Source organism: Pseudoalteromonas sp. OF5H-5 (assembly GCF_021530695.1).
GTDB lineage: Bacteria > Pseudomonadota > Gammaproteobacteria > Enterobacterales > Alteromonadaceae > Pseudoalteromonas.
On the sequence record NZ_JAKGBF010000007.1, the window covers coordinates 109773 to 125031 of the forward strand.

At 43.8% G+C, this 15259-nt stretch carries 18 protein-coding genes; 10 read left to right on the forward strand and 8 right to left on the reverse strand.

Annotation, left to right across the window (positions count from 1 at the left end; all coding sequences use genetic code 11):
* Positions 1-7: 7 nt before the first annotated feature.
* The gene (locus tag L1271_RS12105) at positions 8-1285 is read right to left on the reverse strand and encodes an EAL and HDOD domain-containing protein (protein WP_029215901.1); all 1278 of its coding nucleotides are present in this window, start codon (positions 1283-1285) and stop codon (positions 8-10) included.
* Positions 1286-1494: 209 nt separating this feature from the next.
* Between L1271_RS12105 and L1271_RS12110 the strand changes: the two genes are divergently transcribed.
* Entirely contained in the window at positions 1495-2232 is a 738-nt protein-coding gene (locus L1271_RS12110; RefSeq protein ID WP_235367955.1) for a substrate-binding periplasmic protein, read from the forward strand.
* A gap of 107 nt (positions 2233-2339) precedes the next feature.
* Positions 2340-2909 carry a PhnA domain-containing protein gene (locus L1271_RS12115; protein ID WP_235367956.1) on the forward strand — a complete coding sequence of 190 codons (570 nt, stop codon included), beginning with the start codon at positions 2340-2342 and terminating at the stop codon, positions 2907-2909.
* 7 nt (positions 2910-2916) lie between these two features.
* Here the strand turns inward: L1271_RS12115 and L1271_RS24855 are convergent, their stop codons facing one another.
* Positions 2917-3108 carry a hypothetical protein gene (locus tag L1271_RS24855; RefSeq protein ID WP_095728048.1) on the reverse strand — a complete coding sequence of 64 codons (192 nt, stop codon included), beginning with the start codon at positions 3106-3108 and terminating at the stop codon, positions 2917-2919.
* A gap of 384 nt (positions 3109-3492) precedes the next feature.
* Positions 3493-4335, reverse strand: a complete 843-nt coding sequence (locus tag L1271_RS12120; protein WP_102057574.1) for a 23S rRNA (adenine(2030)-N(6))-methyltransferase RlmJ — start codon at positions 4333-4335, stop codon at positions 3493-3495.
* A 234-nt stretch (positions 4336-4569) separates the two neighbouring features.
* On the opposite strand from L1271_RS12120, the gene L1271_RS12125 reads away from it, so the two are divergent.
* The 7 genes from L1271_RS12125 (at position 4570) to L1271_RS12155 (ending at position 9754) form a co-directional block, all read left to right on the forward strand.
* The gene (locus L1271_RS12125) at positions 4570-4797 is read left to right on the forward strand and encodes a hypothetical protein (RefSeq protein WP_010374211.1); all 228 of its coding nucleotides are present in this window, start codon (positions 4570-4572) and stop codon (positions 4795-4797) included.
* Positions 4797-5081 (forward strand): cell division protein ZapA, encoded by a 285-nt coding sequence (locus tag L1271_RS12130; protein WP_010607148.1) that lies wholly within the window; start codon positions 4797-4799, stop codon positions 5079-5081. The genes L1271_RS12125 and L1271_RS12130 overlap by 1 nt, the downstream gene beginning before the upstream one ends.
* A complete protein-coding gene (locus L1271_RS12135) occupies positions 5081-6061 on the forward strand; it encodes a hypothetical protein (protein ID WP_235367957.1) in 981 nt (326 codons plus the stop codon). The genes L1271_RS12130 and L1271_RS12135 overlap by 1 nt, the downstream gene beginning before the upstream one ends.
* Before the next feature lie 27 nt (positions 6062-6088).
* Positions 6089-7585: a LysM peptidoglycan-binding domain-containing protein gene (locus L1271_RS12140; RefSeq protein ID WP_442960421.1), complete on the forward strand. Its 1497-nt coding sequence runs from the start codon at positions 6089-6091 to the stop codon at positions 7583-7585.
* 101 nt (positions 7586-7686) lie between these two features.
* Positions 7687-8175, forward strand: a complete 489-nt coding sequence (locus L1271_RS12145) for an FKBP-type peptidyl-prolyl cis-trans isomerase (RefSeq protein WP_010607145.1) — start codon at positions 7687-7689, stop codon at positions 8173-8175.
* 2 nt (positions 8176-8177) lie between these two features.
* The gene (locus L1271_RS12150; RefSeq protein WP_010374223.1) at positions 8178-8906 is read left to right on the forward strand and encodes an SDR family NAD(P)-dependent oxidoreductase; all 729 of its coding nucleotides are present in this window, start codon (positions 8178-8180) and stop codon (positions 8904-8906) included.
* Between the two features lie 14 nt (positions 8907-8920).
* Positions 8921-9754 carry an amidohydrolase family protein gene (locus L1271_RS12155; protein WP_102057576.1) on the forward strand — a complete coding sequence of 278 codons (834 nt, stop codon included), beginning with the start codon at positions 8921-8923 and terminating at the stop codon, positions 9752-9754.
* Here the strand turns inward: L1271_RS12155 and L1271_RS12160 are convergent.
* The 5 genes from L1271_RS12160 to L1271_RS12180 all read right to left on the reverse strand — a co-directional run bounded on the left by L1271_RS12160 (position 9749) and on the right by L1271_RS12180 (position 13987).
* Complete coding sequence (locus L1271_RS12160) at positions 9749-10519, reverse strand: YggN family protein (protein WP_235367958.1); 771 nt, start codon at positions 10517-10519, stop codon at positions 9749-9751. The two genes, L1271_RS12155 and L1271_RS12160, sit on opposite strands and share 6 nt — an antisense overlap.
* 178 nt (positions 10520-10697) lie before the next feature.
* Positions 10698-11201 (reverse strand): Lcl C-terminal domain-containing protein, encoded by a 504-nt coding sequence (locus tag L1271_RS12165; RefSeq protein WP_010607142.1) that lies wholly within the window; start codon positions 11199-11201, stop codon positions 10698-10700.
* A 10-nt stretch (positions 11202-11211) separates the two neighbouring features.
* Positions 11212-12897, reverse strand: coding sequence for an Lcl C-terminal domain-containing protein (locus L1271_RS12170; protein WP_235367959.1), 1686 nt, complete (start codon positions 12895-12897; stop codon positions 11212-11214).
* Between the two features lie 15 nt (positions 12898-12912).
* Positions 12913-13245, reverse strand: coding sequence for a hypothetical protein (locus L1271_RS12175; RefSeq protein WP_102057579.1), 333 nt, complete (start codon positions 13243-13245; stop codon positions 12913-12915).
* A gap of 22 nt (positions 13246-13267) precedes the next feature.
* Positions 13268-13987 (reverse strand): DUF2982 domain-containing protein, encoded by a 720-nt coding sequence (locus tag L1271_RS12180; protein WP_010607139.1) that lies wholly within the window; start codon positions 13985-13987, stop codon positions 13268-13270.
* A 213-nt stretch (positions 13988-14200) separates the two neighbouring features.
* Here L1271_RS12180 and L1271_RS12185 point away from each other — a divergent pair, with 213 nt between their 5' ends.
* Positions 14201-15253 (forward strand): efflux RND transporter periplasmic adaptor subunit, encoded by a 1053-nt coding sequence (locus tag L1271_RS12185; protein WP_235367960.1) that lies wholly within the window; start codon positions 14201-14203, stop codon positions 15251-15253.
* Positions 15254-15259 lie beyond the last annotated feature (6 nt).

Genomic DNA, 15259 nt, shown 5'->3' on the forward strand with positions numbered 1-15259 from the left:
GTGAGAGCTACTGTTCATCACCTGCCACAATAGAGAGGATTTCATCTGCATAAGCTCGACTAGAAAGCGCCATATCATAGAGATAATTGGTCGGTGTAGCAGGTCGAATGGCTTGTAAAATAAGCTCAGCTTCTCGCCAGTCATTGCGCTCAATTTCGAATGCTAAACGTAGCGCTCCACCAAGCAACCCTTGATAACTCAGTAACGCGCTGGAAAGCGAATCATCGAGAGAAAATTCTGCTGCTATCACAGCAAGATCAACATCAAGTATCACGTCAAGGATGGACATAAGACCAAGCAAATAGCCGGTTTCAGCCATTTCTTCGCCCCCTGGCATCAAAAATGTTTCCACAAACTTGGCACGAGTTAACCCCATTCTTGTCAGCTCACTGGGTTTATCTGAACCCAATTCGCTCAACGCGAGTACTTTAACAAACTGCCTAATTGCGTCTTCACCTAAATACACTACGGCCTGAGAGATAGACTTAATTTCTAACCTGTCTTCACCGGCTTTCGCGTTCGCCAGTTTTAGCAGTCGTGCGGTTAAACTCAGATCTTTACTTACTCTAGTTTGTATTTCTTTGAAGCATAAAGACTTTCTTGCTGTTGCTTGTAGCAGCTGAAACACCACCATTTTCGACGGTTCCACGTTGCCATGGTTGAGCATTTCAGGCTTGGCGAAAAAGAAACCTTGGAAAAAGTCTGCTCCAGATGATTTGATGATCTCGAACTCTTCTTTTGATTCGATACGCTCAACAATCACCTTAATATCTGGATACTGACGCTTGAGCTTTTTTACCGTCATATTGGTTTTTATAATTGGCTGCTCAACCTCTATTTTGACGAATTCCATGAGTGGTAACAACGGATCCCACTTTGACGTGCCATCGTAGTCATCTAGCGCAAAGCGGTAGCCTTTCTCTGTTAACTTAGTCACCGTATTCACCAGTGAAGGAATATTTTTAGAGCGCTCAACGATTTCCACCACAATTTTCTGTGGCGCTAATAAGCTAGGTAATTCCTGCAGCAAGGATTCGTCGGATAGGTTTATAAAGGCAAGCTGTCCCGCGGCCAAACGGTCTACGCCGATAAACATTAAGGAGTTAAAAAACATTCGCCCAGTCGCTTGCCCATCGCTCACCCCTACAGGGAAAGCATTGTTATCTGAGTCTCTGTAAAGCAACTCATAGGCAAAGACTTCTTGATCTGGCCGCAAAATGGCCTGTCGTGCAATATACTGCACTGCTGATTTACGTACTTCAGTCACCGGACCACTCATTAACATTCGTATCCTTTATTAAGTAAAAGGAAACCACGTATCATGGAGCGTATAATATGGTAACGCCCCGAGCAATAAAAAAGTTTCGCTATTTTACAACACTTATAACCAAAAGTTACCAACTTATTAAACTAAGTCCTTATAAAGAGTAGGCTTTTAATTCACAGAACGCCAGCGGCTTGCCTGTCTAAGAAAAGTTAAGCTAAGATGAGTGCATGAAGCAAGTTTTGATCGTCTGGTTATTCGCCTTTGCCGGTTTGACTAAGGCAGAACAAGTCCCCTACTTAAAATACAGTTTAAGTGGCTCGGGAAGCTTTTACCCTTATTTTACTCACAGCGAAGATGCGCCCGGGATCCTACCCGAAATGGTGGAAGCCATTTTGGTAAAGGCAAATATCAAAGGCGAAAACTTACTTCTCCCAGCTAAACGTACTAACTTTTATTTAGAAAAGCAGCAAATTGATTTTGATATTATCAGCCCAGATTGGTTGAACGAACAGCAAAAGCAAGATGATAGATTTATCTATTCAGACCCCATTCTACCTATTAAAGAGTACGTTGTTACCCGTCAGTCTCAACCTCCAGTACTAACCCTAGCGGGTGTCGAAGTTGGCACAGTGAGAGGCTACTACTACCATGATGACCAATTATTCGAGCGAGTTGATTTCGCATCCGAAAAGGAACTACTTCAGGCCTTAAACTTACGGCGGATTGAGTATATTATCATTGGTGATTTACCCGCATTATATTGGTCAGAACAACTTGGTATTACTTTTAGCTTCAACCAGCTACATTCAGAAGGGATGTTGCAGCTACGCCTGTTAGCTAAGCATCAAGGATTACTTAAGCGGATAAATCAAGCTATCACACAACTTAAACACTCTGGTGAAATTGAAAAAATAGAACAGCAGTATATTTCACAACTGCCTATGCACGCAAAAGGTGGCAGATAACCACTGCTCTGGATATAGATCAAGTTATACGCATAAATTCTTCCCATAAATTGAGCATCAATTGACGCATTTGGTATAATAGCGCTTTTACAGCTTGGGAAATCATTATGACTATCGCTGCCGCGCTTGCTGAGCGCAGTAACAATCAATGTGAGCTATGCACCTCAACGGGTGGTCTCGAAGTATACGAAGTACCACCAGTCGCCGAGGCGCATTCTGACAAATGTGTTTATCTTTGTAGCCAGTGCAAACCACAGGTTGAAGGTCAGCAGGATTTAGAAGCCAACCATTGGCACTGTTTAAACGATAGTATGTGGAGCCAAGTTCCTGCCGTTCAGGTTGTTGCCTACCGTATGCTTAAACGCCTCGCGCCAGATAATGGTTGGGCTCAAGATGCATTAGACATGCTGTATCTAGAAGATGAGACTCGAGCATGGGCAGATCAAGCACTTGCAGAGGATGACGACCTTGTTCACCTAGACAGTAACGGGGTGAAACTGAGTGCTGGTGACACAGTGACTTTAATTAAAGACTTGGATGTTAAAGGTAGTAGCCTAGTTGCAAAACGCGGCACTGCGGTACGTAACATTCGCCTCTCGCCTTCAAACCCAGAGCATATTGAAGGTCGTGTAGAAGGTCAAAACATCGTTATTTTAACGAAGTTTGTTAAGAAATAACTAGGCCCTAAGATAAACTGCTAAGTCTCTTCAATACTTTATCGACTAGGGCCTGTTGATCTTTGCTGTTTGATTTTTGTTCTCCTGAGTGTGTTTTGGTCGCGACGCTCGACTTGCCGCCTAGTAATCTAGGCAAAAGTTGAGCAACAATGAACAAAGCGCACTCAGGTGAACCCAAAGGGCAGCGCTTGATTAGCATTTCTACTGTGTTCTCGCCTGACTCACATAGAATAACTATGCTACGCAGGCTCTGCCTTGTACAAATACCAATCAAACTGCTGCAAAAACAAACTTGAAAGGTAAACAGGCCCTAGATAACCTGAGCTGCGGATAATTAATGCCTTTCTAGCAGCCAGTTTTAGCGCTAACTGCGTTGAATTCACTTCCAATAGCCAGCTATTGGTGCGTAAATTCGCCTTGCCTACAGGATGTAGGTACCTTAGCGAGAGCAGGACGCGGAAGCGGTGTTTTCCCTAAAACTCTCTGGCTAGAAAAGGAAAAAACTAAGCTGTTCTTTAGAAACAATGAGTTGGAACATTCCTTATCCAAACCTCAGGTTAGATAGCTTAGCAGTTTATTTTTACTATTCTTCTACTAATTGAATGCTGCGGTAAAACGCACCATCATCCTCAGCCAATAACGAAACCAGCTCAGGCAACACTTTATCCATGATTTTCTTTAAGGTCCAAGGCGGATTGATCACCATCATACCAGAAGCCGTCATGCCTCGTTCTTGTGTATCTGCGCGGGTGGCAAGTTCAAACACTTGAATATTACGCACTCCAGATTCAATCAGGCTCGACTCCATTGCATCAATGCGTTCACGGTCAACAACGGGATACCAGATCATATAGACGCCGGAATCAAACTTTTTGTGCGCTTTTATGATGCTTTTGACCGCAACATCATAATCGGATTTGATCTCATAAGGAGGATCCATTAGCACGCAGGCTCTGCGTGAAGCTGGAGGCACCAATCCTAATAGCCCTTTAAAACCGTCACTCCCAGTGACGCGCAGTGACTTTTTATGTGCCGTATTTTGCTTTAACAGCTCAAGATCTTTTGGATGTAGCTCAAAAAACCAACCGTTATCCTGACGACGTAAGAAGTGCTCCGCTACCTTAGGAGAACCGGGATAATGGCTTAATTTATCGCCTTCGTTAAATGATTTGATTAATGCAACATAATCGCTAATTGCCGACACGGATCCAGAATAATCCCACAGCTTAGCGATGCCTTGCAGATACTCCTGAGTTTTTTGTGCATCACTACTCGCTAGCTCAAAAAAACCAGCGCCAGAGTGCGTATCCACGTAATCGTACGGCTTATCTTTTTTAGCCATGTATGACAAAGCTTCTGCCAATACTAAATGTTTGATCACATCGGCAGGGTTTCCTGCATGAAAAGAATGTCGGTAACTGAGCATAACCCCGCCTTGATAAAAATAATAACAACACAGGTGAAATAAACCTGAGCTAAATTTGAGCAATGATTCATCAATTTTTAACTTTAGACTGAATCACTTCTGAACAAAATATTCCAATATCGGCATTATCTCTTAAAAGTTGAGAAAAATCAGCAGAAAGTCGCGTAAACACTAGCATCCTTAGCCGCTTTGTTTTACATTTGCATGACAAATCACAGTCATATGAGCGCATTTATGAATAACCAAGATCTCCAAAAACTCGACCAGTTGATTGACCAACTTTTGAGCCAAAATAACCAGTTAAAATCGGAAGTTTCGGCACTGAAAGAACAAAATCAAAAACTCATCGATGAAAATGAAACCCTACAGCTTGAAATGCTAGAAAGCGAAGAAAAGCAAAAAGAATTTAGTTCATCTTTATCTGGCCTACTTGATAAGTTGCAAACTCAACAGGCTAGCTAATGTCTGAGCAGAATAACCAAGTAACAGTAACGTTACTTGGCAAGTCACATCAATTTGCATGTGCGCCAGATCAAGAAGAAGCGCTGCATAACGCCGTAGCGCTTTTAGACCGACGTGTAGAAGAAATGCGTAAACGCTCAACCGTTCGCAATGATCACAATGCGTTACTACTCGCAGCCTTACACCTTTGTCATGATTTACAAGCATTGGAAGCAAAGCAACAGCAAGACGCAGAGTTCGTTTCCACGCTCATCGACAAGTTAGTGCTGCCTGCAGGCGAATAATGCCGACATACTGGAGCAACCCTATCTTATGTAGCATCTCTCTAGTTTGGGGTCTCATTCTATTGGCGGCGAGTTTTCAAAGTACTGCCGCCAATGCTAATCAGTTCCATAAAATCAATGACGCGGTTTATTTTATCAAAGGAAAAGATAGCGCTTTACAGCCCAATCAAGCTTTAGTTATCGGCAAACAGTGTGCACTGTTGGCATCCATACATGGCGATCTTGTCACCACAGAGGCCTTGATCCACGAATTAGAAAAGCGCCTCACCGTTCCGCTTTGTTACGTAATCTCTTTGCATGCCGATATCAAACAAGACACCAGCATAGTGCTACTCAAGCATGCTTATCCAAATTTACAATGGCTAAGCCCAACGGCAACATCAGCCAACGCATTGACGACTGCCTTTCACGCACAGCTTGAGCTTTTTAACCAAAGCGTCATGCTTAGTGAAAATCGTATCGCGTCTCTAGAACCAAGTGAACGAACGAAGTGGCAAACCAAACTTGCACTGGCAAAAAGTAGGATTGCAACGTGGTCCAAGCTCGCCACACAAGCGCCATCAAGTAAAGCCATTGATAACGCGCCTAAAACCGTGGAGCTAGGAGGTGTAGTGGTTGAGCTTACTCAAGTCACGGGCTTTAGCGGTCATGACATCAGTGTTTATCTGCCAAAATATCAAGGCTTGATAGCAGGTTATAGCGTGGATCAGATCCCACTTGCGCATTTACCGCATACTACACAGTGGCAGCAAACTATTGCTCGCTTTAATCGCTATGCACTTGATTGGATATTACCTGCAACAGGAAAACCCTATCGTCCTGAAATGCTGAGCACTCCAGCACAATTTTTGGCTTTATTAGCGTTACAAGATAGTCAACAAGTGGTTGAAAAGATAAGCATTCTATATCCAAATAAACACATGCAGCAACGCGCGTTATTACAGTGGCAACACTTTCAGCAGCAAAGAAATTTTGAATAAAACTTAACCTCTCGGTATAGTTAAAGGATGAACAGAGTATTAATACAGCTAAGCGGGTTAATATTATTAACCATGCTCTCTGGGTGTAAAAGCAGTAGCAGTCCACAAGTGAGTAGGCAAGCCATTTTGTCGGCTCTCACGCAAGTGCCCGTAGAAAAGCCAGTCATGCCTCCAGCTATAGTTGAGGTAAAACCACCCAAAGCCACTACCGTTAAAGCCCCCCTCAGAGACGATGATTTATGGCAACACATACGCCAAAAGCTCAGTTTTAATACTGCATCTCACCCAAGGCTTGATAAGCGCATAAAATGGTATTTATCACAGCCTAATTATCTCAATGTGGTAAATAAGCGCGCCGCCCCCTACTTTTATCACGTAGTAAAAAAGGTAGAGCGCAAAGGTCTTCCTGTTGAAATCGCATTACTTCCTTTTGTCGAAAGTGACTTTAGACCAAAGGCCAAATCGCAACAAAATGCTGTTGGAGTTTGGCAGTTAGTGGATGCCACTGCCTACCATTTCGGCATCAAGAAAGACGAATGGTATGACGGTCGACAGGATGTGTTAGCATCGACTGACGCCGCGCTTGATTATTTGCTGTATTTGCATGAACGCTTTGATGGCGACTGGCTACACGCGCTTGCAGCCTACAATAGTGGTGAAGGGCGCGTCAAAAAAGCCATCGCAAAAAATAGAAAAGCAGGAAAGTCGACCCACTTTTGGCACTTAACATTACCAAAAGAAACCGCAGACTACGTGCCCAAACTCTTAGCGCTCAGCCACTTACTAAAAACCTCACCCAAGGGTTTTAAGATACCAAGTTTGCCCAACAAGGCCACTACGTCGATACTTGATATTGGACAGCAATTTGACGTCAATCAACTGGCTAAACTCAGTGGTATCAAAAAGCGTCAACTATACGCACTCAATCAAGGGATCTTAAAACATAGAAGCTCTCCAAACGGTCCACACAAAGTGTTATTGCCATTATCCGAGCAAGCATTATTGGAAAGTGCATTTTTCAGGGAAAACTTCAGCCAAGGCTACACAGTCAAAGCTAACGACACACTCTACCGCATCGCAATAAATGCGGGGATGAGTGTTAGTGCACTAAAAGCGCTGAACAATAAGCGCTCTGATTTGATCCGAGTTGGCGAAAAGCTATTAGTTTCCGAGAGTAATGAGCAGTTAGACTTACTCATCGACTATGACGTAAGCCCTTATATTAAAGAAATAAAAGCCAAGCCCATACCTCAAGTGGAACATCACCACACCATAAAACAAGGCGAGTCATTGTGGACTATCAGCCGTCACTACAAGGTCGCGGTAAAAGATTTATTAAATTGGAATTCACTCACGGCGCAGAGTCTATTAAAACCTGGCAAAGTGTTAATGGTGTTTTTACCAGCTCCTGCTGCACCAAAAAGCAATAAGACTCAACCAGCTAGCTCCTCAATCTCTAGCATTGAAGCGCTCCAATCAATACTGCGCCATGGCAAGCCAAAGCAAAGTGAGAGCCCAAATTAAAGGGATAGACTTGCGTCCAAGAAGCGCACTCACGTAAACTACACGCTTTACAGGTGGATGCTAAATGGCGTCACCGAACACTATTTATTTAAGGTTTACTTATGCAAATTGCAAAGAACACAGTGGTAGAGTTTCACTACACACTTCACGAAGGTGACAGCCAAATCGAATCAAGCAAAGAAGGCGAGCCACTAAACTACCTGCACGGTACTGAAGGCATGCTACCTGGTCTTGAAAGTGAACTTGAAGGTAAAACCGGTGGCGATAGCTTTACGGTAACCTTAACGCCAGAGCAAGCTTATGGCGAATATCAAGAAGGTCTAGTACAGCGCATTCCTATTAAGCACCTTCAAGGTCTTGGTGACAGCAAAGTTTGGAAGCCAGGCATGACTGCTATTGTCGATTCAAACCAAGGTCGTCATCAGGTTAAGGTAGTAAAAGTAGGACGCTTCAATGCGGATTGTGACTTAAACCACCCATTCGCAGGCAAAACGCTAACGTTTGATGTTGAGATCCTTTCTGTACGCGAAGCAACCGCAGAAGAAATTTCACATGGTCACGTACACGCTGCTGGCGGCTGCGGACACTAATGATGAACCAAGTTGCCATCGTTACCGGTGGCAGCTTTGGCATTGGCGCCGCCATTGTCAACAAGCTGCTATCGCAACAATACACAGTTTATAACCTCGATATTCAGCCCAGTGAACAAGGGATTTTTCGCCATTGTGACGTCAGTAAAGTCGCCGATGTAAAAGCAACAATTGCAGATATAGTCGCAGAAACAGGGAAAATAGATGCACTCGTTTCAAACGCAGGGAAACATCTGAGTGCCACGATCGAAGATACCGACGAAGCCACATTTGATGCCCTTTTTGCATTGAATGTGAAAGGCGCTTACGCTGCCATTCAAGCCGTATTACCAAGCATGAAATCACAAGGTAGCGGTAGCATCGTATTGATGTCTTCGGATCAGGCAGTTATTGGTAAACCTAACTCCTTCGCTTACAACCTGTCTAAATGTGCGCTTGCTTCGATGGCGAAAACCACAGCATTGGATTACGCCAAATTTAACATTCGCGCGAATGCAGTGTGCCCTGGCACAATTGAAACTCCGTTATTCCATCATGCCATTGATAGTTACTGCGCGCGCAGCGGCGCTGATAAAGCAGAAATCGTTGCAGAAGAAGCCCAGTTGCAACCATTGGGTAGATTAGGGCAACCGCAAGAGGTTGCAGCGCTGGTTGCTTTCTTGCTAAGTGAGGATGCGAGCTTTATCACAGGTAGCCTACAAAGCATTGATGGCGGTTATACTGCACAGTAAAAAAGGAATGCGTGATGAGTCTGAGAGTTATTGATAGCCACCTACACTTTTTCGATTTAGCGTTAGGACAATATTCTTGGCTCAAACACAACCCGCCCGCTTGGCCTAATCTGGAAAAAATAAGGCAGAATCATACCCTTACTAGTCTTCCCCAACATGCACAGTTTACACTCGAAGCCTTGGTGCATGTGGAAGCCGGTTTTGATAATCACAATCCCATCAACGAATTACATTGGTTAAATCAGGAACTATGCAGCTTTCCTTTTAAAGCCGTCGGTTACGCCCCTATTAACGCAACGCCTGAGCAATTTAGCGCAGCCATAGCACAGTTAGCACATCCTCACCTCGTGGCGATAAGAGACATCACCGAAGGCTGTGACAGCCAACGTTTATCCGCGCCTTTCGTGCTCGAAAATCTCACCTGTCTTGCCGAGCATGGACTACATTTTGAGGCGCAATTAGAATTTAAACAAAGCGAAAAAGTCGACCTTTTATTACAACTTGCAGAACAAAAAGCTGACCTTAAAATCGTATTTAACCATGCAGGGTTTATTGACGCTAACAGTCCTTGTACAGATATATTAAGGCGCATTGGAGCGCTTAATAATGTCATGATCAAGTGCTCTGGCCACGAAATGTTAGCAAACCCACTCACACTCTCTGAGTGGCTTACTCACTTAATCACACATGCAGGAGAAGAGAGCCTAATGCTAGGTTCGAATTATCCGGTTTCTCTTATGCAAAAAAGCTATTGGCAAATATGGCAGGATTATTTAGACGTGATAGGCATATCGTCAACTTGGCATAAACTCAGCCGAGACAATGCCAAAAGTTGCTATGGACTATGAGCGGATCTGGACGAGATCGTAAGCAACTAGCTCAGGTACTATGCGCTGTAGTTTTTCTTCCGTTTGATCTAAGGTGTTTAAGCACTCGCAATATTCTGCCGCTTTTTCTTCTAATTGATGGGCCTTTTTCTGCAGCGATTTATCTATCTCTTTCGAAATAATCTCCATGCGTTGTCCCATATCGTTAATGCGATCTTCGATATTCCCTTCGCGAGATTTAAATGCATCCCCCAAAGAGACTAAAATAGAGCCCAACGAACCATGAACAGCAGAGTGAATTTTTTGGCTGATCTCTTTAGTAAAAAAATCATCAATTTTAGAAAGTGACTGTGGTGCGATAAAAAAGAAATCATCTCCACGCTTAAACTTATCCATCAGCGCACGTTCAACGTATTGCAACTGCGTTTTGAGCACTTCGGGCTCTTTGTCGGACATCCCCTCAACCACCTGCTCAATCGCACTCAATCCGAGGTTGACGCCATCGGTTGCCAGATTTACCAGCTCAGGAACGGTATCCCGTATTCCTAAAGAGTACTCGCGCACAACTCTCTTCCCTTCCGGATCTAACTCAATCCAGCGACCTAGAATAAAGAGCTGACTATCATTGTTGATTTGGATTCGAGTCTGACCATCATCAACGATACGAATTTCGTTGTCGGTGATGATAAGACCATGCCCAAGTTCAACATCGCACTTATTTTTTGCATGTACGGAAGACGCCAATACGGCACAAGACAAGGCTATCGCGCTGAGTAATCGATTCATATGGCCTCCTGTGTGCAGAACGTAAGACGGGAAAGGGGTGCTTCAGGAGAGTACCAAAAGATCAAACAATCCCAAAGCCATTTTAGACGGATGAAAGTAACAAGCTATGTCTTACTGGCAATATTAGAGATCCATACCCGTCAGCATTAAAGGCAGTAGCAATACCACTAACTAAGGGCTATTGATAGTATCTCACTAACCTGACAAAGGCATCCGCAGTTTTAATGGTTGGATTATTTTTACCATCAGCAAACTGATACACCCAAGCAAACTGAGGTTGACTAGTCTGGGTCGTCGCAGACCAGTAATTATTACTTTTGGTCGTTGGAAATACCGTTATGTTTATCGCTGGAGTCACACACTCGTGATACACAATACTGGCAAGCTCTTTAACGTTAGGTACTTGCCAGTCTGTAAACCCTGCAAATTGGTCTTCGTTGGCAACCACCAATGCCTGCTGCCAAGTAAGTTGCTGAGCATTGTCTTCACAGCTTTGAGAAGTCGCGTTGTAACTTTGCCCAAAGTTGCAGCGCTGCCACATTAATCCCGTTTGGCTATCCAGCACTGTACCGTTGCTATTTATCGTATAACGGCTGGTATTGGAGCCAGTACCAACGCAAGTTTGCGCTTGGCAAACAGCCGTGAATGACAGAGTAAATAGTATAGTTGTAATAATTTTCATACCACGCTCCCTAAGGATTCCTAACCAACCTAACAAATGCGCTGCTAGACTTTTCTACTGCAAAATCATTGCCCGTATCCATGTCGATAACATAAGCCCTTCTCAGCGTGCCACCGGTACCATCTAAACTCGACTGCAAGGTCCAGTAATAGCGATGACCAAGTGTTGTTGTGCTAGGTAAGTTAGGGAAAAGCGCTTCATCTATCACCGCAGTACCTGCACTGCCGTAATCTAGTAGTCCAAGTAGTTCCATATAAGTTGGTAAGCGCCAATTGTTACCACCACAGTAACTTTGCTCTCCAACGGCAGGGTTATTTACTTCATCAATCAAAGCTTGAATACCACAGTGACTATCCTGCGGGCAGGTTGTATTTGCTGCGGCCTGCACACTCCCCTCGGCAATCGCTCCATCTACCTCAACATACCAGGTATAACTATTTTGTGCGTTGCGAGAAGAAGTGTTTGGTAATGTACCCGAACTCGCTTCTTTTACTTCCCAAATAAGTCCCGTGACGTTATCACGAACGCAAGCAAAGTCGGTAGCGTCATCAGGCAGTTCATCCGCAAAGCGATTTAGTTTGGTAAAGTCAAAACCTGCTCGACCACTGCCTTCTTTCGCCACCTGAGTGGCAAAATTATCACGCCCACGCTGTGCATCTTGAGCCGTAAACTGCGTCATACTACAGGTGATCACATCCGTATTGTTAAAACACGAGGTTTGGCCACTGTCGTTTAGTTTACCTAATGGCTTTTTCTCGATATCAATGCGCACGGTGTCGGTAGCTGAACGGTTTTGTGAGTCAGTAACGGTCAGCTCAAATTCCACTTGCGACAAAATATTTTGATCTGGTGCGTTAAAAGTTGTTGAACACCCGGTAACAGAACTTAATGCTACCTGAGTGCCAGACGTCACTTGCCGCCATACACACTGTTTCTGACCAGATACCGTATCACTGTTTGAACCATCAAGCGTGACCTCATCAAACTCTTGCACTTGCTGGTCGCTCCCAGCATCCGCCACTACTACATCCGAATTCTCAAGTAGCCCGAGGGTAAACTGGGTACTGGCTTGTCCGCCTTCATCATCGGTAACCGTCAACTGCCAGATTGACGCCTGAGAGGTAGCCAATAATGGGTGGACAAAAGATAAAGTAGCTGTATTCAAACCAATTGGCTGTATTGTTGTGGGACCACTCACTTGTTGCCATTGATAAGCAACCACTTGGCCATTTTCGTCTGGATCGGAGGAGCCTGCGCCACTGAGGACAATAGTATCTTTATATTTGGCTGGTAGTGTTTCCGGTGCAGTTTGGCTGATACTTGGTATAGGTAATTGGTTGTTAGATTTGATAGCAACCGTCACTTGGTCGCTTGCAAGACTGCCATCAGGCGCAACATAGTCAACCTGAATAAGTAAATTGACATCGGCTTTGATATCCGGTGCAACAAAAGCGGCTTGTTGCTCCGTAATTGGAAATTCACTGACGTTTGCACCAGAGATAACCTGCCAGTTAAAGGTGCCGCCAGCAGGTGATGCTTGAGCATTCAAGGTGACTTCTGTTTTTTCGGTCACTTGGATATCAGCACCCGCATTAACCGACGCACTGACTTGACTCGGTTCATCACTCCCAGAGCCTCCACCACAACCTGTTAATATTAGTGCAAGTACAACCCAACTTCCCTTGAATGCATTCATATTCTTCCTTATGAATTATAGATAACTTTCTTGATGTATCCGCACAAACAACTTAGTGCCAACTTTACTATAATCTACTTTGTATTCTCGACCATCTAAAGCCTGAATAAATAACAACCGCTTCACTTCACCAAACACATCAATACTCGAAACGTGGACGACTTCTAAATAACGCTCTTTAGCCTCTCTTCGATTTCTCGGCAGCTCTTCCTTAAAAGGCACCAAGCCGTTTGCAGTCACCTTGATTTTTGGGTGTGCTTCACCATTTACAATCACAAGATCTAACTTCTTCTCTTTGTGAATAATGGTATTACGCCCACTTTTAATATAGGCCGTTTCTAAGCTCATATTGGTGTATCCTGTTACATCTTCAGTAGGTGGTTTGTTCTTCTAACAATGCTTTTACCACCTCTTTAGGGTTAAGTTTCCAGCGGTTTAACATGACTGAAAATTGCCAAATATCCCTGTCTAAGGCAGTCGCGGGGATCAATAAATCATATCCCGTCACTGTCTTTAAATTATCCATCCGGTTTGCAAACATTGCCATTAAACCAGTATATTCTTTTCCCGCCTTGGAGCGAAAAACGGTTTCTTCTATCAACCATTCAGATGGGCAGTTGCCATTTTCGCAATGCATTTTAACAGCTTGTAAAAAAATATGCCGCTGCTCGATCAATAATTTACCCGCAAGTCGAGGTGTTAAATTTAATAAAAACGCATCAATATCATTAAGTTTAATACCAACTGCATTTAACTCAAGTGTTTCAACACCTTGTTGAACTTTGGGAATGCCGCTGGAGTGGAAGTTTACAATGGATAGCGGCCAAGCTCCATATTTATGCACATACCTAAACTCTTGTTCTGTAAAGTATAAACTAAAATATGGTTGCTGACTTTTGAGAAAGCCAACAAAAATAGCCACTAACATGGCGCTGGCAAGAAATATTTCTACAATAGTAATAGCAGTACCACGCAAATTGACAAAAAGCATGATAACAATCAAACCAATTGCGCCAACCAGCATAAATTCAACGCCATTGCGATCAGCGGTTGCACGTAGTTTTGCTTCAAGCATGGGTATACCAGACATAGAAGATATACATGATGATCGCCCATGCGACTAATTTACGTATTGTGATGCATCGTTTACATGAATGGCTGCGTTTCATAATATTTAATTTAGGTACAAACACTTAAATTGAATTACATTTTCGTTTAATGCACAAATTTACAGGATATGCCGTCGACTTTGTTAGCCTTTAATTTTGTAAACTAGAGACAAATTATAATCTGGGTCACTTTTATGCGTCATCAATCAGGAAAAGCACTGTTTCCTTTTATCATTGTAGTGCTAGTCGTCATCAGCGGCTATTTATATTTACCAGCCTCGGAAGGCAAAATGAGTGGCAACTCAGCACCCGTAACCTCCGTTCAAGCTCATACCGTAACTAAAGAGGAGCGTATTATTGCTGTTCACTCTATTGGTTCCGCCAGAGCAAATCAAGCAATCAACGTGAGTAGCGTCCAAAGCGACTATGTGGCAGCCCTCTTTTTCGATGACGGAGACGTAGTAAAAAAAGGTGACAAGCTAGTCCAGTTGCGCGATGCCGAAGAGAAGCTCGATATCGAAGCGCTGAAAGTGACACTAAAGGAAGAAATTAGACAACTAAACCGCCTTAAAGACCTCGCAAAAACTCAATCGGCGGCTCGCTCTCAATTAGAAGCACAATCAGCAAAGGTTGACACCTTAACGGCACAATTGGAAGCCACCAAAACAAAACTCGCCGAGATGACCATTTATGCGCCATTCGATGGATTATTGGGTACTCGAAATATCTCTATCGGTAGCTTCGTAAACAACAATACTGTGATCACCACACTCGATGACATTAGCATCATCAAAGTGGATTTTCAGGTACCAGAAAAATACCTAGCGCAACTACAGCTTGGTATGCAAGTGAATGCACAAAGCGAAGCTTACCCAGAGCAACTATTTACCGGTAAGGTCTCCCATATTGACCCGCGTATTAATGAACAAACGCGCTCGGTACGAGTGACAGCAAGTTTCACCAATCTAGACCATAAACTCCGCCCAGGTATGCTACTACACATGGGATTGGAACTGGCTCGATTACAAGCCCTTGTGGTGCCAGAAAAAAGCATCATACCAAGACAAGATAAGCATTTTGTATTTGTCATTGACGACCAAGGTAAAGCGCAACAACGTGAAGTGCACCTGCAAACTCGCTTTAGCGGCTGGGTAGCTATCGATGAGGGGCTTACAGAGGGACAACAGGTGATCACGGAAGGCACCCTGAAGATCCGCTCAGGCTCAAAAGTTGAAATAAAGGGGTAAGGCGAC